General features: G+C 57.2%; 16 protein-coding genes. 4 read left to right on the top strand and 12 right to left on the bottom strand.

Annotation, left to right across the window (positions count from 1 at the left end; translation table 11 throughout):
- A partial coding sequence (locus tag GP2_RS19855) for a DUF3427 domain-containing protein (protein WP_006902415.1) occupies positions 1 to 619 on the top strand: 619 nt, incomplete at its 5' end.
- A gap of 365 nt (positions 620 to 984) precedes the next feature.
- Here GP2_RS19855 and GP2_RS21440 read toward each other — a convergent pair.
- The 12 genes from GP2_RS21440 to GP2_RS19810 all read right to left on the bottom strand — a co-directional run bounded on the left by GP2_RS21440 (position 985) and on the right by GP2_RS19810 (position 22,653).
- Positions 985 to 2,967 (bottom strand): hypothetical protein, encoded by a 1,983-nt coding sequence (locus GP2_RS21440; RefSeq protein WP_040527560.1) that lies wholly within the window; start codon positions 2,965 to 2,967, stop codon positions 985 to 987.
- Positions 2,964 to 3,485 carry a phospholipase D-like domain-containing protein DpdK gene (gene dpdK / locus GP2_RS22485; RefSeq protein WP_083900296.1) on the bottom strand — a complete coding sequence of 174 codons (522 nt, stop codon included), beginning with the start codon at positions 3,483 to 3,485 and terminating at the stop codon, positions 2,964 to 2,966. Before dpdK ends, GP2_RS21440 begins: the two co-directional genes overlap by 4 nt.
- Positions 3,482 to 7,879 (bottom strand): protein DpdJ, encoded by a 4,398-nt coding sequence (gene dpdJ, locus GP2_RS19845; RefSeq protein WP_006902411.1) that lies wholly within the window; start codon positions 7,877 to 7,879, stop codon positions 3,482 to 3,484. Before dpdJ ends, dpdK begins: the two co-directional genes overlap by 4 nt.
- Entirely contained in the window at positions 7,876 to 8,562 is a 687-nt protein-coding gene (locus GP2_RS21740) for a hypothetical protein (RefSeq protein ID WP_006902410.1), read from the bottom strand. Before GP2_RS21740 ends, dpdJ begins: the two co-directional genes overlap by 4 nt.
- A complete protein-coding gene (gene dpdH, locus GP2_RS19840) occupies positions 8,552 to 11,539 on the bottom strand; it encodes a protein DpdH (protein ID WP_006902409.1) in 2,988 nt (995 codons plus the stop codon). Before dpdH ends, GP2_RS21740 begins: the two co-directional genes overlap by 11 nt.
- Before the next feature lie 2 nt (positions 11,540 to 11,541).
- Positions 11,542 to 12,417, bottom strand: a complete 876-nt coding sequence (locus tag GP2_RS21025; RefSeq protein WP_006902408.1) for a hypothetical protein — start codon at positions 12,415 to 12,417, stop codon at positions 11,542 to 11,544.
- Entirely contained in the window at positions 12,418 to 14,910 is a 2,493-nt protein-coding gene (gene dpdF, locus GP2_RS19835; protein ID WP_255218671.1) for a protein DpdF, read from the bottom strand.
- Between the two features lie 61 nt (positions 14,911 to 14,971).
- Positions 14,972 to 18,211 (bottom strand): protein DpdE, encoded by a 3,240-nt coding sequence (gene dpdE / locus GP2_RS19830; RefSeq protein ID WP_006902406.1) that lies wholly within the window; start codon positions 18,209 to 18,211, stop codon positions 14,972 to 14,974.
- A gap of 159 nt (positions 18,212 to 18,370) precedes the next feature.
- Positions 18,371 to 19,474: a DGQHR domain-containing protein DpdB gene (gene dbpB / locus GP2_RS19825; protein ID WP_006902405.1), complete on the bottom strand. Its 1,104-nt coding sequence runs from the start codon at positions 19,472 to 19,474 to the stop codon at positions 18,371 to 18,373.
- Positions 19,464 to 20,693 (bottom strand): tRNA-guanine transglycosylase DpdA, encoded by a 1,230-nt coding sequence (gene dpdA, locus GP2_RS19820; protein ID WP_006902404.1) that lies wholly within the window; start codon positions 20,691 to 20,693, stop codon positions 19,464 to 19,466. The genes dbpB (GP2_RS19825) and dpdA overlap by 11 nt, the downstream gene beginning before the upstream one ends.
- Positions 20,690 to 21,832 carry a DGQHR domain-containing protein DpdB gene (gene dbpB / locus GP2_RS19815; protein ID WP_006902403.1) on the bottom strand — a complete coding sequence of 381 codons (1,143 nt, stop codon included), beginning with the start codon at positions 21,830 to 21,832 and terminating at the stop codon, positions 20,690 to 20,692. The genes dpdA and dbpB (GP2_RS19815) overlap by 4 nt, the downstream gene beginning before the upstream one ends.
- Positions 21,832 to 22,653 (bottom strand): hypothetical protein, encoded by an 822-nt coding sequence (locus GP2_RS19810; protein ID WP_006902402.1) that lies wholly within the window; start codon positions 22,651 to 22,653, stop codon positions 21,832 to 21,834. Before GP2_RS19810 ends, dbpB (GP2_RS19815) begins: the two co-directional genes overlap by 1 nt.
- Positions 22,654 to 22,814: 161 nt before the next feature.
- Here GP2_RS19810 and queC point away from each other — a divergent pair, with 161 nt between their 5' ends.
- The 3 genes from queC to queD are packed head-to-tail and all read left to right on the top strand — an operon-like array spanning position 22,815 to position 24,510.
- Complete coding sequence (gene queC, locus GP2_RS19805; RefSeq protein WP_006902401.1) at positions 22,815 to 23,513, top strand: 7-cyano-7-deazaguanine synthase QueC; 699 nt, start codon at positions 22,815 to 22,817, stop codon at positions 23,511 to 23,513.
- Complete coding sequence (queE, locus tag GP2_RS21430) at positions 23,510 to 24,142, top strand: 7-carboxy-7-deazaguanine synthase (protein ID WP_006902400.1); 633 nt, start codon at positions 23,510 to 23,512, stop codon at positions 24,140 to 24,142. Before queC ends, queE begins: the two co-directional genes overlap by 4 nt.
- A gap of 8 nt (positions 24,143 to 24,150) precedes the next feature.
- Positions 24,151 to 24,510: a 6-carboxytetrahydropterin synthase QueD gene (queD, locus tag GP2_RS21425; protein WP_083900295.1), complete on the top strand. Its 360-nt coding sequence runs from the start codon at positions 24,151 to 24,153 to the stop codon at positions 24,508 to 24,510.
- Positions 24,511 to 24,710 lie beyond the last annotated feature (200 nt).

Genomic DNA, 24,710 nt, shown 5'->3' with positions numbered 1-24,710 from the left:
TGACCTAGGTGCATTCACTAGTTACGACGCCGGGTTCAGCCATCTCCGCGCTCATCGAGCGCTATGCGTTGAAATCAGTCAGCTCCTTGACGTCGCCGTGAAGAACATTAATCACGTCCCGAGGTCGGTCGGTGCTGACGTCACCGGCATGCCGCTTTATACCCACGCGCACTACCGGCGAGAGGAAGTCCTTGCGGCGATCGGCTTCGCCAACCTGGAGCGCAAAGCCCGTGGCCAGGCCGGCGGGGTCACCTGGCACGAGAACACAGGCGCGCTGTTCGTAACCCTCCACAAGAATGATCGCGAGTTCAGCCCGACGACGATGTACCGGGATTTCCCTATCTCGCGAGAGCTGTTCCATTGGGAGTCGCCAAACAACACCGCGGAGGACTCCGAGATGGGTCGTCGCTACATCGAGCAGCGCACCAACGGTTGCGAAGTCCTCCTGTTCGTCAGGGAGCGCACCGATGGAGACTTCGGTGCGGAACCTTACATGTTCCTCGGCAACGTCGACTACGTCAGTCATCGAGGCGAACGTCCTATCGCAATCACCTGGAAACTTCGGCGGCCAATGCCAATTGATCTGTTTGAGAGTGGCGCTGTCGTCGCGAGCCGATGAGCCCCATCGATAAACTCGTCGAGGCTGTCTCCGACGCCAAGACTGACTCCCCTCTGACCCGCTCTACTCCCGAAATCCAGCACGCCTTGGACATGCATCGACTGGTCGGATCGATGGGCGAAATCGGGGCCTGTGGCGACGACGTTCCATAAAGACATTCTTCACGCTTCTGCACGGAACGTCCTAGACCGGCCAACGCTGGGACAACCGTGAACAGTTGGGGGATCAGAATGTCACCTGGGTCGAACGGGCTACCACGCCGGCGCCACAAACCCGCCTTGGGGCCGGTTGAGCCCGTCCGATTAAGGCGAGGTTTGACTCGAGGGCGTCCTTAGACGGGCACTCTCTCGACCCCGAGAGCGCACCTAGGCGCTCACCGCCACGAGCCCTGACTCAAGAGCGCGGAGAAGCGAGGCAGATCCAGCACCATCCGCGTACTCGATGTGGGCGGAATCTGCGCTATCCGTGATGAACCCGGTCGCAGCGTGCGTCGCCCGTCTGGTCGCTAGGACTATCAGGTCGGCATTCCGCGCGTGTTGCCGCAGTGCAGGATTGCCTACCTTGTCGGACGACACCCGAACTCTGTCTGAGGGCCACTGCTGAGCAGCGGTCTTCACCACACGCGCCAAGCTCCGTTCATCCAAACTGTAAACGAGAACCTCAACGGCGGATCGTTCCGACATTGCGGTTTTCTCAGCAACCTCTTCCTTGATATCCCAGTCCAGGGGCAGGTCGACGTCGCCGGCGATCAAGGAACCAAGATGCCGCAACGCAGGCGACAATCGATGTCGCATGGAATGCAGTGGGGACAATAGCGCTGCGACGAACGACTGACGGACTCCGGGTTCGCCAATCGGACCGCAGGCAACTACGTCCGCGATGTCTAGAACGCGTTCGGCTGTGCTCGCTGCGACCCACTGAGTGGCGTACGACCTCAGATCATTGAGCATCTCGTCATAAGCCGCCGCTGCTGGTGACCCACGTAGGAAGATGGCCAGAAGCGAACACATAGCACCGAGATCATTTGGCGCGAAACGCTCACTAATCAAGTAGTGGCGAAGTAGCGCCGCGGCAGTTCTCCACGCTGGTTGCCGCACGTCGTCGGTATCGATTATTGCCGCAACACCCGAAAGCAGTGCGTCCGTGGCCATCGCGGGAAGACTGTCGATTTGCTCTGCGAGTTGCCTGTCTACCGTCGCGGCCGGTGCCCAGAACTGGACTGTCTCCAAATCGAGGGTTGGCACCTGACCTTCACTCGACGACGCGAGTCTTGCCACCCAGTCCACCCACGAGGTGAGCGTTACCTCGCCCAGTACCGTGGTGTCACCAGCAGCGGGACTCTGCGAGGTGTTCGGAACCTCAGCCGCCGATACAATGGTGCTGCTCTTCCCGTTATCTTCGCCACTCAAGACGATCCCGAGAATCTCGGAATCGGCGACTTCTGACTCCGCGAGTTGCCTTGCCAAGTGAGCATCCTCGCGAGCCACCGCTACGACACTCGCGACTGCGATCGCATCGGGATCCGACGCATACTTCAGTCGCGGCTCCACCAGCATCGCTATGTCCGGATTCGCTACGGACACCTTACGGACAGACTCTCCTACACGGTCACTGGACAACGGCAGGTCGAGGTTAATTCTTGCCCATGCTCCAAGTACCGCCTCGGAAACCAGAAGAGGAGGTTCCGAGTAGACGATTGTTGACAGCGACTTGTGGTTCAGAATCGAAGCATCCAGCCCGAGGCGACTCCACCGCCGAATATCGAGATATGCAAGATTTTCATGGGACAATCCACCTGTAGCCTCGATCTCTTTCAGGAGTTTCGCCGATGCTTCAACCGCGCCATTTGCGAGTGCGAGATCGAATTCTCGCAGCATGCGGCCAACAGGCCGAGGGAGGCTGGGCTTTCGCAGCGGAATATCCCGCAGTAACACCACCATCCGGTGAATCGCCCTGTATGCCGGTACCGCTCGTTCCTCCGGTGGACGGACTATATACGTACTCGACGGACCTACGAGGTCAAGTACCGCCGAATCGACAGGATCATCTTCCCGCAGGGACGCAACACGACCGTCAAAACGAACCCAGTTGTGGGCTAACGAGGCCTCGATCAACGGGCGAACTCGCCCAGCGTGGGAGGTATCCCAACAAATGACGTAATAGCAAGCAGCAGGCCAACCTTCCTCCCGCCGCGGAAGGACAAGGGGGCACTCACTGCGCTGTCGAAGTGCGTCCACGAACGGAGTCAATTTGCTGGCCGACGGATGCCCAGGAGTCGCATCTGGCCACACAGTGTTTGGCCATCCGAAGAACCTTTTCAGGAACTCCTCACCAGAAATTGCCCTCATGCCTGGCTACCGATCCATCGAGTCCGGACTTCGAGTCGCTGCCTCGCAGCATCGCCGGTACCGACCTCGAAATCCATGGCTTCTTCATTCAGTTGTGTTCCATTCCAAGTGAAGTTCATGGAACCTTTTAGCACCCAGTCCCAACCGATCATTATCTTTTCATGCAGTTCCGGACTTGAATACACAGATAGATTGCTGCGGTCGCAGGAGTTGGTGAGGCGGTCCGCAAAGACCCAGTTGTGCGGAACGTCTCGAACCGCGACATGAACCTTCGTACCTCTCCGTGAGAGTAGACCCAAGACGTCGCTGAGCGTCAGTGACGACCGAGACTCCGAACCAACAACTGGATCGAACTCGTGAGCAGTGTTGTCTATCACCGGGATATCAGTGACCCACCCGGACACTAACCACAACTCCGGACTCGGCGAACACAACTCCGACAGAAGAACCGTGGAAAGAACATCAGTAATCGCCAGACCGTTGCGCGGTCGCGTTCGGATCGAGCGTCTTCCACTCATTGCTGCGTCTCCGCAATCGTGAACTGTGCGTGCATGAAGCCATTTGTTTGCCGAATACTTACCAATCGTGCATAAATTCGGAGACCGCTACTTTCCAGTGGCGTAATCAGAGCCTGTCGCATACACTCGGCCAGCATTCTTCGTTCCATATATGGCGCCGTGAGTTCAACTCGACCCCGCTCTTGGACTGCGCTGACGAAATCCTCTTGCCATCCGGAATCCCTGACATCAATCGAAACAACCGACTCCTGGATAGCAAGAAAGAGGACCAGTCGTTCAACGACAACATTGTCTCGAAACGGATGCCAATGCTCGAGTTGCGCATTCCGCGCCTGGTGTCCCCGGAGCCACAACAACGAGTACACTGCGTCGGAGGACAAGGGCGCCAACTCAACTCCGAGGGTTCCCCGTACAGCGTGGAACAGTATTGCGCGCGAATCGATCTCCACGCCTAGGAGCATCTCGCTTTCGATCCACGCGTTGACGATATCCGAAAGCACCCGATCAATCTGGTGCGTGGATCCAGGGCGCAACAATCTCGTAGCCAGAGTGGATACGAAGAGGTGGCCGGGAGGACCGTTGACCTGTTCCCAGGAGCGGAGCAAGTCGCTGAGCGCATCGTCCATCTGCACGATTTCTTCGGCATTGCGGAATCGATGCACCGCATCTGCAATCGGTGTATTGCCCCCTTGGATCTGCGAAACGACAGACCGCATCGCCAAGTCGACATCTTCTGCCTCTGTTGGCGAGCACATTCGCGCAACAGTATCCCAGAATTTTCGCGGGTCAGAAACGTATCGGCGATGCAGTGCTTCGACGTGCCCGAGACCTCCTGGAGCGGTCTCAGAAGCGATGATCCGGTAGGAGTGCGTGTCTTCGTTCAGTTCGACGTCTACAGTCAGATCCCTCTCGTCTGCGTCGGGGAACCACTCCTCGACTGCTGCAAGAACGGCGTTGCCAAGAGTATCGACGAATACCCGATCTAATAGGTCCGCAGTGCTCGATTCAAGCGTTTCAGACGCCAGCAGTCCGACGTGCTCTTCAACAACCTCCCTGACTGTCGGATGCTTTGAAAGCGTCTGCAGATCGGCCAGGACCCGCGCCGGACCACTCTGCGAATCCGATACATCGTCAGTTCGATAGGCCATCGACAAGAAGTCCGCCAGTTGATCTGCCCAGCGACCGGTTGCCAGTTCTCGAGTGATGTCTTGCGGGTCCTCCCCTTTCAGCCCCGCAGACACGAACGCGTTCAAGACGACCTCGCACAACCACTGGCGCTGAAAGACATTCGCGATGTCATCCAGTCGAGGGTCTTCGATCACACGCCGCTTGAAGGCCAGCGTTCTCCATTCAGGTGAGCCTGCGAAGCCCGGAATGAGAGCCTCACGATCACGCACGAGTTGACCCGAGATGACCATCGCATCGACATCCAACTCGTATCCGAGAGCGGCAGGACTCCCGTCGTGGGTGTACCGGACATGGATGGGCTTTCGCGTTCCATCTGTAAGAAGAAGTTCTCCGTCCGACCCGACAGTCATTCGTCGAACTGTCAGAGGATTGCCGGCAGCGTGGAGTCCGAAACCACAGGTCTCGACGAATCGTGTCCAAGCCGAAGGCGTAGGAACATCAACTGCGACCAAAGACGCAACGTCAAAGTCGAAGAAAGACTTCCACACCGGATAGGAATTCGAAGTATCCGCTACGTTTGGCGGAGGTTCCTCCAACCGGATCGCCAGTGGTCGTACAACACGGCAACTCTGGCCATCGTCTGTTGCCCACCACCCCAGGCTGTGACCCCGTTCCACGAAAGTGGTGAGTTCGAGTCGATCGCCATCCCGGGGAACAGGCAACCACGTCCGAGCTTTCGCATTCGCGTAGCCGTATCGACGACTAACCCTTCCCGGTACGGCCTCACGGAGCGTCTGCAGAATCGGAAGGGCCGGCGTGGTATCGCTTACGGGGGCGGGCAGGACCAACTCCACATCTGGAGTGTTCAGAGGAGCGAACATCGACTGTGTCATGAATTCCGGCAGTGGCGTGCGTGCCATCGCACCTGGGTCTGCGTCCCCCGGCAACGCATGCCAACGTGATTCCAGGCGTCGCAATGCGGTTGGAACGACCGACAGCATTACAGACCGAGGTTCCTCCCAGAGTGCGGCCTGGACCTCATCTTCGGACAATACCAACGCCCACCGAAGATGCTCCGCCAGATCTCGTTGAGTGTCGACGTCGTCAACGAGTCGTGACAGGAGATCGGTGACTTCACTTACTCCACCATCGGAAGCACCCGTCGTGGGTGGCGACAACAACGCACGCGCGTCCCGTCCCGTACGGTCTGCCAACCAGTCGAGCAGACTGTGCGTTGCCTGCATCTTCACAACGAATCGATTCGCCACCGGAAGCGATCGTGCATCGATCTCCGGATCGAGAAGCCTCTCATAGGTTTGATAACTCACCCGATCGCGGCCGTAGTCCGAGAGCACCACGACAGTGATCGGACGCATTTCAAGTTGACGACCGGCACGCCCCCGCCGCTGAAGGAATGATGCTTGGTCACGTGGAGCCTTGTGCTGGACGACCAAACCTACTCGCGGATCATTGAAACCAACTTCCAGAGATGAGGTGGCAGTGACGATATCTGCCATCACGTCGACGCCCACATCTTGAGAGGAAGTCCTCGCAACCTGCAACGGACGGTCCATTCGGCGCAGCCTTGAAGGCAAGTCCCACGACTGCCCATCCTGATACCGGGCGGTACTTTGCGGCGATTCGGGTTTGCGGAGTTCGGCCAACGCCTTGCCTCTGGCACGACCACTCGCAAGAGCGCCCTCGGCATCCCGCAAATTATCGTACAGGCGATTCACAACGTCGAGGTTATCGGTGAAGGCGAAGCCCACGGATCCGAAGATTCCCGGTCTAAGGTCCAAGCAGCGACCGAGTAACATCAATGTCTGGATTGTCGTCGAAAGCAGCGAAGTCCCGGAAACTGGATCCCCGCGTAGCACAATTCCATATTCCCGGCTGATCGGTAGAAGTTCGTTCTCTTCCGGAGCGATGACTTCGACGTTGCTACGGTCTACTCCAGTCAGATCACTGAAGAATTCGCCTGCATTTCGCAGCGTTGCTGACAGACCGACCATGACTGGGCTCATCGAGCGTCCACGCCGATTGGCGTGGCGCCATCGCCGCAGCATCAACGCAACTTGCGCGCCGTGGACCCCGACATATGTATGAACCTCGTCGAGAAGAAGCAGACGAGTACCATTCCAACCGCGCCAACCGAGCATGCGCCCCAGTTTGTGACTCGTGGCCTGCTGGCTGAGCATCTCGGTCGAGGTGAACAGGATGTCGGGCGGATCTTCGACCATGGAGGTCCGGGTGAGGGCAATCGAACCCGGGGCGGTCGTGTAGCCGCATTTCACACATCCCAACTGTTCATTGCCACGCCTCATGTCGCGTTCTGACCAGACCAGCTTGCCCATACAGCTGTCATCAGGACACGAAAAGTACGGGCACTCCAGGCCCTTACCGTGAGCCTGCCACCTGGACCATCTGTTGGACACGATCCCAGTCGCGTCCCACGGTGTGTCGCCATACAGGACACCGATCCGGATAGGACGGCCCTCGACGTCCCCCACCACCCACAGTCGTGTGACGGTCTTCAACGCCTCCCGTGCCTGGTCTCTCAGCAGTTCATTCCGAGGGTACAGCGCGATTGTGTGCGGCCCGACCCTCTGTTCGCCGATCGTGGCAGCGATATCCAGCAACGCCGGAAGGTAGAAGGCCAACGTCTTCCCAGAACCGGTTCCTGCCGTCACGATTCGCGCAGACGCCCTCGGATTCGAGAGCGCTCCCAACACCGAACGCGTAGCTCGAACCTGGAAATCCGCCAATTTCGATCCACGAACGATTCGCGCAAACAGATCTACGAGTTCAGAGTTCCAGGCCGGCACGTCCTTCAGCATTTCGACTGCGTCATCGACCGCCACAGACCGCCTCGGGTAGCGCCGAGGAGCCACTCTCAGACGGTAATCGGCAACCAACGGCGCCGAGTTTCGCCACCAGTAGGGCACAGACTCATCTCGAGGAGGCCACAACTGGCGGAGCAGCCTCAGCAACCTCAGGGTCTCCCCCAGTCGCGTCCTGTACCGCGGAGTAGGCGCAGGGACTCGCCACAGCAGACAACGATCGATGAGCGCGTCAAGGTACGCCTCGACCGTATGCAACTCCCGTTCCCCTGATCGTACGTCAGCAGCAAGTTGTTCCTCGATCGCCAACTCGACGTCAGTCTGACTCAAGAATCCGTCGACGACGCCCCAGGACAACAGACGCAACTCCCGGTCCTCGAGCCGGTCCAACAGTTCGGGAATGCCCGGCCAATCACCCGCGGTCACGAGATCACCAAATAGATCTGGGTAGAAAGACCTTGGTCATCGCGAAGAACCCGAATATCGTCATCGGTCAGATCAAGCAGACGTGCGCGACCGTCGGAAAACTTCCGCAACACATGATCGATATCAGAATCACCGACAGCACTCAGTTCGTCGCGGATGTAATCGAGATCCCGTACAAAGTCGAGCACAGTCGGCACTTCTAGGCGCTGGGAGGACGCAAGCATTTCGAGGCGCCTCAACTTCTCCTGTACACGACCGCGAACAGATACATTCAACAGAGGGATCAGGGTCTTCGGCACGGTGTTCAGCCTCGATCGAGCCCAACCGTTCCATGCTGCAACATCGGCAGCTCGAATCCTGCTTTCCAACTCGGAAACATCTGATCCACGATTCTGAACGAATCTCGCGCTCGGCAAACCACTCTCGTCAACCTTTCCTTTAAGCTTTGCCAGTGGTGCGTCGATCTTCTCTAACCGATCGACTGGAACACCGGCGTCGGCCAACGTCCTGTGGACCAACACCGCGGACTGAAGAGAACCGAGATCGCCCTGCAACTTCGTCAACGCTGTGTCGAGTCTCTTCAAGTCTTGAGATTCACCCAGGCTGTCGGCCCGCAACCGCGCGAGATTCGCTAACCTCCGTGCACGATCAAGGAGAGATTCGTGTTGTCGTTCACCGCTCATTCGCTTCAGCCTCCTTCACGAGGACCTCCCAAACACGAATCACATCTTTCAATCGATCGTGAACGGTTGAGTCATCTGCCGCCGACTCAACCTCGGCATATCCCAAACCGGCATCGACCCACTGAGAACTGAAATCTAGGTAGTCGGCGATATCTTTCAGTTGGACACCCCAAATTTTACCCACATTGCCGATCCTCACCCATTTTTCAGAATTTTCGGAAATTTCAAGAATCTTTTCAACTTCGCGGATGGTCTTATCCTCGAAGTTTCCAGCGACCTCATTCTTCTCAACTACTAACGGTATGCTTTGGGCTCGCACATAGCCCAAGTCCTTGCCAATACGAACGACGTCGTTAAGAGCATTCACCGATTCTCGGATCGAGTCCTGCGCTGGAAGTTGACTGCGTATGCGTTCGACTAATGCGCGCCAGTGATCCAGTTGGACGCCCGCAAACTGTATCAAGTTCCCTAGTTTTCGATCAGCATGAGAACACCACGAAGGAACGCTCAAGGTTTCGTCCGAAAATGCGATTTTACACGCCTTCCTGACAATTCTAAGGAACCGGTCCACGTCGACAGCGTGGACCGAACCGCTCGATCCCTGTGCTGGACCTACAGCGCGTAGTAGTCGATCAATAGCCTTCCTACGTTCGTCGACATATGCATCGTACGCACGCAACCATGCATCAGCACGTGATGAACGATCAGGTCGATCAACGCTCGCATTCGCGAGCGATGCATTCATGAGTTCCAGATCTGAGGGCTTGTCTGGCAGCAGCCCGCATGCGACAGCTCCTCTGATGAGAGACGCCGATGCCTGCACGAGCGAGGGTTCGTCGAACTCGAGGTAAGCCAGGATTCTCGACTTCGCCTCGGGCACACACCGTGTCAGTTCCGCGTCGAGACGCGATAATGCGTCACCAGAGCGGTGCCAGTACCCAGCCTTGATGAGAACAAGACCTCGAAACATAACACCCGTCCGTGCATCGCGCGAGAACCGGACGATAGGTGAGGCCTTAGGAAGATTCTCATTCGCTCCCTCAATCGACACGCTGTGAGCGCCTTTACGGATTGCCGCATTGATCGTCTGTGCGTCGGGTTCTTTGATAATCGGATCAAACCACTCAAGTCGGAGCAACAACGCGTCACGGACGATACTCCTCAGATCTTGAGCCAGACTCTGCACCAACGGTTTACCAGAGACCCAGGAATCAATATCGTCAAGATTTCTTTGCACCGACGCTGGAATATCACTAGGGCCGACTACTTCAACCTCGTTGCTGGGCTCGTCTTCGCCGGTATCAACGAGAATGCTGCCGGAAATATCCGGTTGCCCGAATGCCTTCAAAATGTTGCCATCGACAGCACTCCGCCCTACATTTCCCCAAAACGTTAAGAGTGTTTCGACACGCCCAGACTGTTCGCTTCCATATTCTTTCTCTATCTTTTCCTTAATGTATATTGGAAGTGCTGGGAGGCCATTCTTTGCCGATTCCTCCCGGAGGAAGGCGGGGGGAGGGTAGTCTCCCTCCAGCAGTCTTGCATGCGCGTCGTTCAACCCATCGCGGACAACCCTACTTAACACCCGGCGTGGATTGAATATCAGGTCATGGTTAACCAGATCTCCACATGCATTTATGGCCCGATTTAAAGCAGCACGGTTGTAAGGATACAGTCCATACTCCTGGCCCGAAACACCGAAGGTCGCATGACAATCAGCGCGATACTCACAACTCAGACATGCATTGCGAACCGGCAAGGAAGAGCCCTCCAATTCTTCTCTACCGACACGCGCAGCGTTCAAGTATCTTCCAACGAAATCAACAAGCATTTGGTCATCGGAACCGTCGCCCTTCAGTTGCATGTCAACAACATACGTTGGTGACGATCCTTCAGCACGAGTCCGAAATGTATCGGGAAGGGCTTGATAATATCCAGTAGTCACCGCAAGCATTGTGCGGACCGAGGCGAGTCGCTCCTCACCTTGTATGACACCGACCTCGACGATGGCGTCAAGAAGATCTCGACGCACTCCCTGAATTAGCGCGATGTCCTCGATCAGCAGTATTATTTCATGGCCAACGAGATTTTCGCGCAACTTTTTGAATGCCGACGACACATCACCAACGTTCAGGTTGGCAGCTTTAGTTACTGCGGTATCAAGCACCTTATTGAGCAGACGCACTGCCTCGCTCTGAAGACTCGGATTACTCGCAACCCGCCTGAAGACCTTCTGAGTCGCTTCGGCTGCCCGGTTTATATCCTGATAATCGCCGATATCGACGGGTAGTTCGGCGGCAGTAAATTGGAGCGGCACTTCCGGTTCATTCTGGTCCCGGCCGAATAGTGAAAACCGCGCTCGACGTTTGATGAAAGAACCCTCACGCAATAAGTGGTCCCGGAACAGCGGATCTAGGAAGAATAAACGCAATCCGTTATCGCCTACGAGGACCTTGGAGGCTGGCGTATCAGGTTCCAGGGTGCGAAGCGCCTCGGCCAACTCACCGAGTAAGCGCTGTTCCATCTCGCTGAGTGAAATACCACTTCCTAGGTATGACAAGCGGTTCCGGAGTTCGTCGAACTCGGGTCCGTGCTGATCGACCAGCAACTTCTCGATCACATCTTTGAGACTCGTCTCTGTCTTCTGAAGATATATGACATGCCTGGTCGGAGTTCTCGCTATATTCGCACCAATCCAGCGAACTAGATGCGACTTTCCAGTTCCCGACTCACCGATCACGCTCGCGACGAGTACACCATTTGCGGTCGGGCTTTCTAAGAACTCGTCGAGCACTTCCTGCTCAGTAATGGATTGGTCGAATCCAGAGTCAGCACCTGATGCCATACGCCGGCGGACAATTCTTAGCGGAGAATGTGTTGCCAGGAGCACTCTGTCCGACGGAGTTGCAGCCTCTGTTGGAATTGTTGCCGTTACTGCATGCGGTGTCCAGCATGCGAACTTGGTCTGGATTGCCATTCTTATTCCTCGATGATAGTGACCGCGGACACGAACCGATCGTTACCATAATCTCTTGCGTCCGGGAGCGCTAATACGCCTGAAGGGTCTGCCTGATAGGTCATTGAAAGAAGTCCGCGTTCTTCCGCACAAGAGAGGGCCAATCCCAGTGCTCGCAGTTCGTCACTACTGTCTTCGGGAATCTCGTCGACAACAGCACTCGAGTGGCCAGGGAGGACAGGCAACTCACGCCTCAAGAACTCGAGCAATACACTTATCGAGATCGATGATCCGACCGGTAAAGCCTCGCCAATCGGATTCCTTATTACGTCGATCACTGCTTCCGTCGGATCTGGCACGACTTTTTCGCCAGTTGTCTTCTTCTTCGACCCTTCGACCACGACTGCCGGTGCGGGGCGACCAAGGCCCAGTGCCTTCGTCCAGTGCATAAACGCATTCCAACGCGTGTCGTTAACAAACACTTGTTTCAACTGTGTCTTCTCGACATCTTGCCAATCCAATGGCGCAAAGGGTGAACGACGGAGCAGCCAGATCAATCCATCGCGGAGGTCGGGTGCTCCTGAGAACTCAGGACCGAAGTCGGAGGGCGGGGATGTGAGACGATACCGGAGTACGCGCAGAAATGACCCTGGGCCATTGTCATCAATCGTTGGCTTCAGGAAGTCTCCGTCACGTGTCAGTAGTTCTAATTCTAGCAAGGCCTTCAACGCGCGGTTGACGTGTCCGCCGTTTCCCGGAGTCGATTTGCGGATCGCTACTGGCACCACCAAGTCCAGCACATCGTCACTTGTTACATCGTCACGGCGCGCTACCGTATCGAACACTATCCACATTGCCTGGGGAAGACACAAGCTAGGACTTGGATTAAGAATTTCCATCTATAAACTCCGCATGAGTGCTTCGATCGAGATACTCGGAATTATATCTCGCAGGAACTGGCCTGGTCGGTCTGGATCGACAATGTCGTAAGGGCCGACGACGTATGTAGTAAGTTCGAGTGATAGTCGGTGATGAATATCTTCCGGCAACTGTCTGGTCGCGACGATGCTTACGATTGGTCCTTCATAGGTTTCCACCAGAGGAATATATGCACTGGGATCATCAATGATGATCGGGCAATTGGGTACAGCGCGCTGCAGTCTTTCAGCCTCAGATCTATTGAGTCCCGAATAGATACTGAGTCCATGCTGGGCGAGCTTCACGAGCAACTGCTGACAATCAGCCCCGGATGGAATCCGGATAAAGAGTGCTGGTTGGTTTCCCCTCCACTCTCTCAAACTCTCAGATTCCTCTTTTGCGAACGGGAGGAGAGGGCATGGTTCGGGCGTGCTCACGCCTGGCGATAGATCCGGTGATCGCCGGCACGCCGGGCAACCTCGACAAACCGGCTGAGTGGTCAGCTGCGCACCTGAGGGGTTTTCTAGTCGGTATCGATAGTGGCGCGAAATGATGCGTCCTGCGCACTCGTCGCCTCGAATGAGGTTCCTCATCGAGGCCAAGGCTTGGCGTTGAGATGAATGTACCTGGTGGCGCGCCTCATCCATCGCGGCACTCCATCCGATCTCGTCTTGGCAGTCACCTCGCAGAAGTTCGACTTCCAGCAGGTCATGAAGGTCTTCGTAGAACGCCTCGCGCTCCACATCAGTACATCCAGCGGCGACGACCGACTCGGTCCAGGTAGGGGGATGCAGTCGGATGATTCCAGCCTGAGCCATAAGAGTAAGAGTCTTCACGTTCCACTGGGCACTCTGCTTGTATCCTTCGTTCATATGGACGGGTATCGCACTCTTCTGAACCCGGTAACGAGACGGACCGACCTGCTTGCCACTACTCAGCAACTGCCGCCAGCGGTTCCATCCGAGTTCGTTTCCGATGGTCGTCGGCCTGTTTATCCCGTCGGCGACACTCTCGTCGGATGGCGTTGTACAGAGGTACGCGACCGATGGACGTCCATCGCGACCTGCACGGCCGACTTCCTGGTAATACCGATCGATGCTCTCAGGCATGCACGCGTGCAACACGGTGCGCACGTTGGGCATGTCAACACCCAGTCCGAACGCCGACGTTCCAACTACTACGTCAAGTTTCGTAGTGATTCGCTGTCCGCTCACGGTGTATCCACGCCAGGCCTCCATAACGCCTCGGCGCTCTGATTCAGAAGATTCTCCCGTAATGCAACCAACTCGGAGGATGCCTTCGCTCCGCAGCGCATTTGCCCATTCTTTCGCATCGTCGACCTTGGTCGTGTACAGGACTAATGGTCGGGGGAGATTTGTAGTAGCCGACAAGATTTTGGCCGCACGATCGTTGTCTGGGCAGGATTCAAGGAAGATAGCAGGTTCGGGTCGCAACTCAGAGCCCCAGACCAAGTCTGGTGAACGGTGGCCGAAGGTAAAGAGTCGAGACAATACGTCCAGCGCTTGTTGTGCAAGGGTGGCGCTGAGAAGAAGTACCGTGGGTTTAGATTCTGCTGGTGACAAGTCATATGCGTCCCCGATCAGGCCGGCCATCGTCTGAAACTCAGGGCGGAAATCGACGCCCCACTGACTGACGAGATGTGCTTCGTCGATGACGATCTGCTGGAGGTGACCCGCACGCGCGCAATCGAGCAACGCACTCGCCAGTCCCGACACGAGTGCCTCAGGCGAGGTGTAAATGATGCGCTGCCGTCCGGTTCGCATGTGCTGGCGCATTGCCTGCTTGAGTCCGTCGTCCAGTGATCCTATGTAGGCGAATCTGTCCACCGGACTGAGGTCCAAATTGTCGGCCCGTGCTGCTTCGGCGGTGCGGCGCTCCATGTCTAGAGCGAGAACGACCGTAGGTACCACAACGACGGTTACTCCATGCGTTGACAGGAGCATCTTGCTCCACGCAACGGCGGTCTTTCCACGGCCTGTCGGGAGCGCGACCGTCAAGGCACCACCGGACTTCAAGACTGCTGCTCGCGCTGCTTGACGTTGCGTTTCGCCCCGATAGCAATCGTAATGATGTGTCGCTTTCCAGAACGGGTCGGCAGGGAGCAACGGCGGGCCCTCAGGTGGTACTTCTCTATAAACCGCTCTGACTTGTTCTGCTGCCAATCGGTTGCTCTCGGCGCCATCGCTGCCGGCAGGTGGATGCCAGTCAAACGCTCGAATACCTAATCGGTCGTCTGCGCGTAACGACACGGCACACTGAGCCACTTGCCACTCGTCAACAGTCGGGAAATTGCGCGAAGACGGCACCGCGACTTCTGGATCGCCACCGTAGGTAGCACGCGAGGTGAGCAAGACTTGACGTGTCAGGGCAGCAATGTCCCGCCAACCGGATTCCCCTCGTTCAAGTCCATCCAGGGCGTCGAGTAGTCGGATACACGCGTCGCTACAATCCATACCTGATTCGACAAATACGCTGGCCGGCCAACAATCGAAGGCCTGCTGCGCAACCTGAAGATCATTCCGCGACATAGCTCCGCCAGTTTTCTGCCGACACCACAACGCAACGAACCGCACTGACAGTAACCGTGGGATCGGTCACTGACTTTTCAATTGCACGTCCAAGTTCGACTTCGGCGTCGAGAACGCCTGGGTCAGCGACCAACCCATGCGCCTTCTTTCGCGCCCTACTTTGCGAGACGATTCGATCCGTCTCGTCGCGAACAGCGATGGCCGCACGCCTTGTGGCCTCAGTCAAGTCGGACAGAACAGCCAGGTGTTGTCTCGCCGCGTCCAACGCTGTCCGGGCAAGAGGTTCGAGGTTGTCCTGTCCACCTACCAGTTGGTGCAGTGCTGAGATTCGCTCAACATTCAGATTTGTGTCTCTTCGCTCGTTCACGGGAGCAGAAAGATATGCTGTAAGTCTTTGGTCGTGCACAATATCGCCCGTGTTGTTGGCCAGTACCCAGATCCGATGGTGCTGGGGCCGGAATGCGGTGTCTGCTCTCCGGCGGGCGATCGGACGCATCTCGTGCGAATCACCTATTATCTCGAGAACAGGGCCCAGGTCGGCTTCGATGATGAAGTCGAACCCAAGGAATAGTTCAGTGTCTCGGGGCCACCAGGGCGTCCAACGCCACATTGCGACAGCTTGTCCACGGTCATCCAGTTCGAGCAGGGCGGCCAAACTGTCAATGAATGGATTTCCCGTCCTAAAGAGTCGTCTACCCGAATCGACCTCGCAACGGTCAAAGAAACCAGAGCGAGCAGGACCTTTCATACTCAGTAGGCGTCGAAGCAACCTGGCGCTGAGAAGGGGAGGGGCTTTCTGGTCATCCTCGAAGGTGAGGCTACCATCTGCGTTGCGTCGCGATATAAGGCCCAGTCCTTCTCTACCCTCGATGAAGTTTCGATAAGTCTCTTCGATTTCTTTGGGCCGTTCTTCTACACGACTTATGGCCAGCGCCATTTCAGATCCATCGTCATTTGACCCAAAACTGGATTCAAGCGCATCGATCTCATTGATTCGTCGCTTTTCGGCTGCAAGCGTTTCGCGTATAGCGTCCGTCGAAGATTCAAAGTTCTCGATACCTTCTGATATCAAGCGAGCCCACAGATCGTTAGTAAGTTCATCAACCACTTCTTGCATCGCTGATATCGACGAAGAGAAGATATCGAAACCGTTTGCTAAGAGGCGAAGCCATACCCTAGCGATGCCGGTCGAATCACCATCCGCTGTTACGTATTGGAGCGCGGAACGATAGTCACTGTATCGGTCAACCCTTCCTATGCGCTGCTCCAGAATATTCGGGCTCCAAGGAATCCTCGCGTGAACGATCTGTCTCGCTTCCTGAAAATTTCGGCCCACATCGCCAGTGTCGTCGGCGATCATTACGCCACCGGTCGACCGCCATTTTTCAATCTCGTCGTCAGGTGGCAACGACAATCGGTCTACATGTGCGTAGACCGGAAATTGCACACCTCGCTGAGCCAAGGACGAGTACAAATCGCTCGCGAGCGATCCGCGGCCACAGAATACTATTGCCTTCAGGTCAGGCAACTTGCCGAATTTTTCCACAATCGAGACAAGTTCTTCGAGGCCGTCTGATCCGACGGATTCTTCCAAGCGTTCCAGTACTCTCGACTCAAAATCGAGTACCGGCGCTGACATGAGCAGGTCTTGCTCGTGCTTGGTCAAGACTCCGTTGTCGATACCCTCGGTGCGGTAGCGAAGCACGTCGGCCAAGTCGTGCGCAGGTCCGCCAACTCGGGACTGAAGAACACCGAGTACGGGACCGTAAGTCGAGGGATCGACGCCAAGATCGACTACCGCACTAGCGCAGCGGTTCGTCCACTCGACGACAGCGTCGGCAGCGGCACTGGCTTCAGTCGAGTCCTGGCGGATGACCCTAGGACGAGTGCGTCCTGCAAGTTGGAATGGTGGCAGCAGACCTTCGTCGTCGAGGGCCTGCATCTCGACGACATGGCGTCGATTCCTGATGACCCGATGGTGCAGGCGGTAGGTCTCCGAGATATGTGTGCGGACCGCGCCAACTGCGCGCCTGAGTGCGTCAACGTCGACCGTTTCAGGATCAGTTCCAGGCGGTCCATAGAGGCTCATCGCGTAGTCCATCGCAGCAGCGAGCGTCTCATCGTCAGGCAATAGTTGTCTGATCTCGGCGAACTGAAGCTCCAGCAGTTCTGGAAGATCGGGCTCGGGGTCCTCGTCCAGGCCGTATACCGCGAGAGCGAGATCACGCCGTGTACTCAGGAGTCGTTCGAACTGCTCTTCGTTTTCCCATCTGTACAGTTCTGGGTCGAGCAGATGGAGCAGTGCGAGTTGTGTTCTCGGCTTCCGCGAGAACGGGGTTGCCGACAAGAGTAGGAGTCGCGGACTCCGATGAGCAACTCGAGTCAGGTCACGGTATGGGTATTCGTCCGCGCTGTCACCGGCGAGCAGGTGCACCTCGTCGACCACCAGCATGTCGACCCCGACGAGCTCATTCCATTGGTCGACGTCCCCATGCCCTCTTATTTCGAAAGGATGCTGACCGTCGGGGGTTGGGAAGTCATCGAGAAAGAACTTGTTCAATAATTCATCTCGCCATTGCCCGATGAGTGGATCTGGCACGATAAGGCCAATCCGACGCCCAGGCGAGTCGAGGAGCAACTGTCGGATAACATAGCCGGCCTCAATCGTTTTTCCCATCCCGACCTCGTCGGCAATGAGGTACCGCTGGATCGGGTCTCGAATAATTTTGAGAGCGCCATTTATTTGATGGGCGTGGAGTCTCACTCCAGATGAGATGATGCCCGTTGCCGATGCGCACGCTGCCCGTTCTTGAAAGAGTTGCTCCCGTACGGGGGATCGAACGTCCCAGTAGCGGGGCGTCTCATTTGCACCCATGAGCAAGACCTGCATCGGATCCTGAGGTGGACGCTCCCACCGTACGAAGAGTCGACTCTCCGCAATCTGGGTATCGAACTCAAGGTTGGGCAGGCGGACGAAGTAGACGTCAGGGCCACCACCGACGACACGCCCCGCGCGCCATCGCCCGGCCTCGACGCGAAAGAACACACGGGTCTGTCGACTCAACTGCGCACGCCGAACTTCGGCTTCAGGAACCCAACGTGAGTCTGCCACCGGCAATGCGGCGGATTCGAAGAGGTCCAGTCGAATAAGTCCGTCGTGTGTCTCCCCCACCCGGGCGATACCGGGTACATCTCGGTGCAGGACAAGTTGGCCAGGACTAAACATGTACGGCCCTGTAGCAAGTTGCTGACTTCACTGTCATGACTCGAGTCTCACACGCGTCACGGATTGTTCTCCCCAGCGCCACGCTTCGTAGACAAGAAGATCCGGCAGATTCGCTCGGTCGACGGACAGTACGGCAAGAGTCAGATCACGGTGCACATCCTAGCCACCACGTACTGCGCGCAGCAGTAGGTTCGTCAGCAATTTGATGTCGTTCGGTGTGTTCTGAAGGCCGTTCCACTTTCGAACGTCATCGGGCGCCAACTCCCACTGTCCCCCGCTCCAAGCCGCCACCTTGGAGATCGCCTTGACCTTGCGCTCGATCTCGGATCGGTCAAGATGGTTGACGTGGTAACCATCTGTCAACGCGTCTAGAACGTAGCCCAACGATTGAATACCGACTCCATGCGTCAGTCGCGTCTTTCGAGGTGGGAGTTCCCAGTCCTCTGGCCACGTGTCTCTGACGATGGACCAGAACATCTCCAAGTGCGCGATCATCGCGTCCTCGTCACCGGAACCGTCGATCGGATCCCGGTACCGGTAGAGCGCGCCTTCGAAAAGGCTGTTTTCGATCATCTTCAGGACGCTGTTGTCCTTGATGTATCCATCCGGTGAAGTGGGCGTCTGAATCCGTCCGTAAAACGGTCCGTCGGGATTGAAATTCAGGCGAATCATGAGTGATGCAGGGAGTTTTCGTCGAGCGTACTTTGGTGGAAGATGGCCGGCGGCTTCTGGGATCAACTCGTGGATCAAGCCCTTCGGAAGTGGCTTCGTGTTGTTCACCAGGATGAACTGCGAGCGCTGTTCTTCGTCGTCAGCAACAAACCCGACAGCAGCGATGGGGAACGACTCCACCGCCGCGTCTCTGATCGCGGCTACTCGTTGCTGGCCATCGACAAGGAGCGCAGGCTTATCTACTCCCCCTTCCACCGGGACGAGCAACTCACCGATGGTTGCGACCTCGCCGGCAGTCGATCGTTTTGTTGCCCGAAACCTGACGCTTTCGTTGAACGCCACCACCACTGCATTCGGCAACATCGCCCCATCGGACTCGATGTAGCGCCGAATTGCACGGATGTGACTGAGCACTTCCGGACGTTGGTAGCCCGCAAGTCCACCGTCCTCGCCTCTGCCGATCCGCGATACGGCCGTGAAGTCAAGTAGTTGCTTACCTTCAACCGCGAAACTGAAGATCTCACGGCTTCCCTGTTTTATCCGGAGTGCGGGTAAGCGCAGAACTTCAGCAGAAACTGCATTATCGGTCATTCTGGAGGCCTTTCAGACGCAACGATATTTTCTTACGTAGAGTTGCCATATTATGAAATCCGCGACGTTTGTTTCTCTCGGTACCGCGAAAGATGGCTATTTCGATCCCATGCTTCGCACATAGTCCGCAATTACACGATTGCCATGGGGCGTCCTCGAGCATCGTGCGGTATTGCTCCGCGTACGACTTCTTCTTGTCGCCGTTGACGAGTCGTTCGTACGAGAGCACCGCATCCAGCGCAGTGTCTGCGCTCACGCGACCCGCGTCGTAGTCACGCAAAGCCCTCAGAGCGTCCCGTTCGAGGACGACCGCATCGGCCTGGCTTACTCTTCCCGAGAGTATTGCCCGCTTCAGTGCAGGATTGCCCTCTACCTGAGGCACTCTGATCGCGGCGTACTTTCCACTGACCGTGTGATAATTGTCCCGGTCATCCATGAACGCTTGGCGGAATGCTGAAGTGCTGTCAAAACTGGTTACACCGAGGGACTTGAACTCGTCAAAGTTCTCGATCCTACTGATTCCAAGGAGATGTAACCCAGTGCCCTCTTGCCTCACCTCGCTGATAGCGTCAAGGCAGTCAAGGATGTCAGGCGTGCGTAGAGCGATCATCCCGCCGAGCGCTATCCGAGCGAAGCCCATCTTCTGCAGTTCCTCGACGCTTTTTGCGTAGCTCTGGGGATCCCAACCCTGCGCAGCTCCGACGGGTTCGACTCGCGACCCCCTACTCCGAGCTTCATCAAGGAACTTCTGCGCGAGGTCCAGGGTGGTCTGTTGGCGGCAGTACCAATCGTCCGACGCTTTCTTCCCGTCCTTCGAATATCCGAGGATGATGTGATCGACGCTCACCCCAGCGTCGAATCCACAGTCCTCATAAAAGTCCAGCACCTCGGCAACACTATATGGAGGTGATGCTTCGTTGGCATACGTAAAAGAACCGCAGTCTCCCATGGTTACCGCATATTCGGGCAGGCGAAAGAACTCCCGGACCCCCATCCGATAGATCCGCTGCCGCTGGGGAACCGAGTACCTACCGGCACCACCGACAGATCCGTCGACCACCGCCTTCGAGACCAAGATTCCGTCATACGCCGGTTCACTCAACACCTCGTGGGCATACCGGTCGTCGCGCTGACGGACTCGATGTGGCGGATACTCATCATGGACGAAGTCGTACCCCGGATTTACGAGATCCTGACTATCGGGAAAATAGAACTTCATCGGCCGCTACTCGTTGCCCGCGCGTCGACGTAAGCACGCGCCAGATAGTTCGACAGTGCTGATATGTGCCGGGGAGTGTTCTGCAGTTCGTTCCACGGCAGGCCGAGTTCGTCCCAGGTACCGCTGGTCCACCTACACTTGTCGGCCACACGGGCCAGTTCGGCCATCGTTGCGTCTCGCACGGTGTCGGAGTCGATGTCGACGTGCGACATCACCCTGTCCATGAGACGGCTCATAGCCCTGATCCCGACGCCGCCCATGAGTCGCGACTTCGTCGGCGGCTTCGCCCATGCCTCCGGAAAAGTCTCACGCACTGCCGACCAGTAGACGATCAAGAGTTTTCGAATGCTTTCGGTGTCGGTGGTCCCTGCAGCCATATTTCGATAGGGGAATAGCACACCTGCAGGTGACTCGAGGGACTCACGAAGCGCCTCGACCAAACTCGTGTCAGTGACGACCGCTCGCTTTCGCGCCTCTTCATCCGAGGAGGCGCGCTTGATCAACCCTGCGAATGGGGATTCTGGGTCCATGTTGAGCATGTCAACCAGTGCAGATGGCAACCGCTTCGCAGAGAGACGCGGAGACGGAGCTGCCACGACCTCAGGAAGCAATTCAGTCACCAGATTTACCGGGAGTGGTGACACGGTGTTCACACGCAAGAACTGTTCACGCTGCAACGCAAGCGTCGGCGCCACGAATCCCGCAATCGGTACGGGCAATCGCTTGTTCTTCGATCGACCGAGCGCGAGACTCCGCTGTTGGCCGTCAACGATCCACGCCGGCCGCGGATCACTGCCAACGGTCGGGACCGGAATCTTAAGGGTGCCACTGACAGCCAACCCGTCGGAGGCCCCCGGTCCCCGACTGGACTTGAACCGGACGGTGTCGGGGAGGGCAAGAATCAGGCCATTGGGGAACAGCACGTCGGCTGAATCCAGATACTCCAATATCTGCTTGACATGGCTGCGTCGCTCCGGCCGTTGATACCCGATCAAGCGCCCAGCCTCATCACGCGAAATCCGGGCGACGTCGGCAACCAGATCGATTTCTTCCGCCGCGAGCGCAAACAGATACAGCGGCATATCTGAACTCTGGTTCAACTTGAGTGCTCGCCGCTCGAGAATGTTGTGCTCTGTCATCAGACAACCGTTTCTGCGAACAGGCGGGAAAATCGCTTCTGCTCGCATGCACGACCAGAATCCCTCAGCATCCGTAACGCCCTTGTAGCCGATAGAGTTGGATCATCCTGAGTCACCTTTCTGATGAATGCGACCACTTCGGCATCATCCATCGGCGCCCGATCGTAGACCTCGACGCGCCGTACGGAGTGGGCCCAGGCCCTCCACGAGTCGCGAGCCGACTTGCTGGTCAGAGCGCCGCCGTCGCAGAAAGCCAACCACTGCCTGGCCATCCGCATCGTGAGACTCGATGCGGTACCTCCCAGTTGGTGACGCAACGCCCTGTCCGCGGGCAGGCGCGGTACCCCCGGTTCCTGGACCGGGGAACCACCGACGAGGAGTAGATCGCTGCTGTGCCGACCCCAGAGGTCAATCTCCTCGCTCAGCACTCTTGCATAGGTGTCTGACAACACCACCAGCATGCTGTCGGATGCGACCGCTTCCGCAGGAACTGCTCCCGCCTGGGCACGCACGTAATGCCACCAGTCAAGAAGCCCTGGGTAGTCGGTGGCGACGGAGTCCGGACTCCCCAGCGCAAACGTCGCACTGTATCCTGGCCCCTTCGATGTCACCGGACGGAGACCAAGCCCCGCCGACGCCACGAACATCTCGGGTAGGTAGCCGAGGGAGTTCGCATCAGCAAGCAGCATCTTTGCTTGCTGCCATGTCTCCCCCATGTAGAGGTCGACGATCGGAACCGCGGCCGGCGCCGCGGCAACGCGTTGGATCCACTCCTGTGCGCGCACTTCAACGCCGCAGGCGTCTAGGTCGCGGACCGACAAACCATCCGAAGGTGGGACGGACTTGCGGTTCGTACAACCTACGACGATTGTTAGTTTCCTCAACGGCGAGCCTCCCCTGTCACGTCCATAAACTACACTAAGGTGGTTCCCACTCAAGGCCGCAGTTTCGGCAGAATGGCCACGACCGACCGGGAGGTCTCATGATCAAGCCACCAGCAGTAGTCCTCCTCAGCGGCGGACTGGACTCGACCACTGTGCTAGCCATCGCGAACGACCTCGGCTATCTCGCGTACGCGCTGTCGTTTCGGTACGGACAGCGACACAGCGTTGAACTCGAAGCGTCCAAGCGGGTTGCCGAATCGTTGGGGGTGGAGCGGCACGAAATTGTCGATATCGACCTCCGACCGTTCGGCGGTTCGTCTCTCACTGCCGACATTCCCGTACCCAAACATGACTCGGTCGACGACGTCGAGCCAAGCATCCCGAATACCTACGTTCCGGCGCGCAACACCATCTTCCTGTCATTTGCACTTGCCTATGCAGAGGTCGTCGGTGCTCGTGACATCTTCCTCGGTGTGAATGCTCTGGACTATTCCGGCTACCCGGATTGCCGCCCCGAGTACATCGAAGCATTTCAGAACATGGCCAACCTCGCGACCAGGGCCGGCGTCGACGGTCAGAACCTGCAGATCCATACACCCTTGATCTCGATGACCAAGGCCGAAATAGTCAAAAAAGGCGTCGAACTCGGGGTCGACTACTCCGTGACGTCGTCGTGCTACGACCCCGATCCGGATGGCAGAGCGTGTGGTCATTGCGACTCCTGCCTGCTTCGCTTGCGGGGCTTCGAGGGAGCCGGTTTCACCGACCCGATCGAGTATCAAGGGAGTCATGTGTGACCTATAAGGTCAAGGAGATCTTCTACACACTTCAGGGTGAAGGTACTCATGCTGGACGGCCGGCGGTGTTCTGCCGCTTCGCATCGTGCAACCTGTGGACTGGACGTGAGAAGGACCGAGCGCGGGCGATCTGCCAGTTCTGTGACACCGACTTTGTCGGTACCGACGGTCCGGGAGGTGGAAAGTTCGCGACTGCGGACGAACTTGCCGATGCCGTGCTCTCTCACTGGGTCGCTGATGGCGGGGAACGTATGGTCGTGTGCACTGGCGGCGAACCTCTCCTACAACTCGACAAGGAACTCGTTGAGGCTTTCCACGCACGGGAGTTCTACGTAGCAGTGGAGACCAATGGAACCATTCTTCCTCCCCCGGGAGTCGACTGGTTGTGTGTCAGCCCCAAGGCAGGCGCACCCCTTGCGGTACAAGGCGGTGACGAACTCAAGTTGGTTTATCCGCAGCGCGATCTGTCGCCGACCGAGTTCGAATCTCTCGAGTTCCCCAGTCTCAAACTCCAACCACTAGACGACGACAATCGTGTGGCGAACACTGCCGCCGCGGTCAAGTACTGCCTCGATCATCCGAGGTGGCAACTGAGCCTCCAGACACACAAGATGTTAGGAATTCCGTGACACACCAAATGGAGATCTTTCGAGACTTCACGTTCGAGTCCGCACACCGCCTACCGAACGTCCCTGAAGGGCACAAATGCGCGCGGTTGCATGGACATTCCTATCGCGTGACCGTGACCGTCGGTGGCCCTGTGGATCCCCATCATGGCTGGGTTATGGACTTCGGCGACCTCAAGAAGGCTGTACAACCCTTGGTCGAAACCCTTGACCACAGAGTGCTCAATGAGATTGAAGGCCTTACGAACCCGACCAGTGAAAACCTTGCAGTCTGGTTCTGGGACCGACTATCCGACGTCGTCGAAAATCTCAAGTGTATTCAGATCCAAGAGACTGCTACCTCGGGGTGTCGGTACTTCGGACCGAACTAGCCGCCGACAGCCCCAACCTCGATAGGCACCTCCACTTGATCCGAGAGGCTATCGGCGCAACGCCAGTACGCCGATAGCCTCGATCTGTACCGGAGACATCGCCTCCCCTATACCCGCGTGTCCGCCACCGTCTATCCTGATGGCCTCTACTGGGTGCTACTTTCTAAAGCGCGAGGAGTAAACCCAGTCACACGGCCCCT

It is taken from the genome of Gordonia paraffinivorans NBRC 108238 (assembly GCF_000344155.1).
In the GTDB taxonomy this organism is placed as follows: domain Bacteria; phylum Actinomycetota; class Actinomycetes; order Mycobacteriales; family Mycobacteriaceae; genus Gordonia; species Gordonia paraffinivorans.
This window is presented reverse-complemented; position numbering and strand designations above follow the sequence as displayed.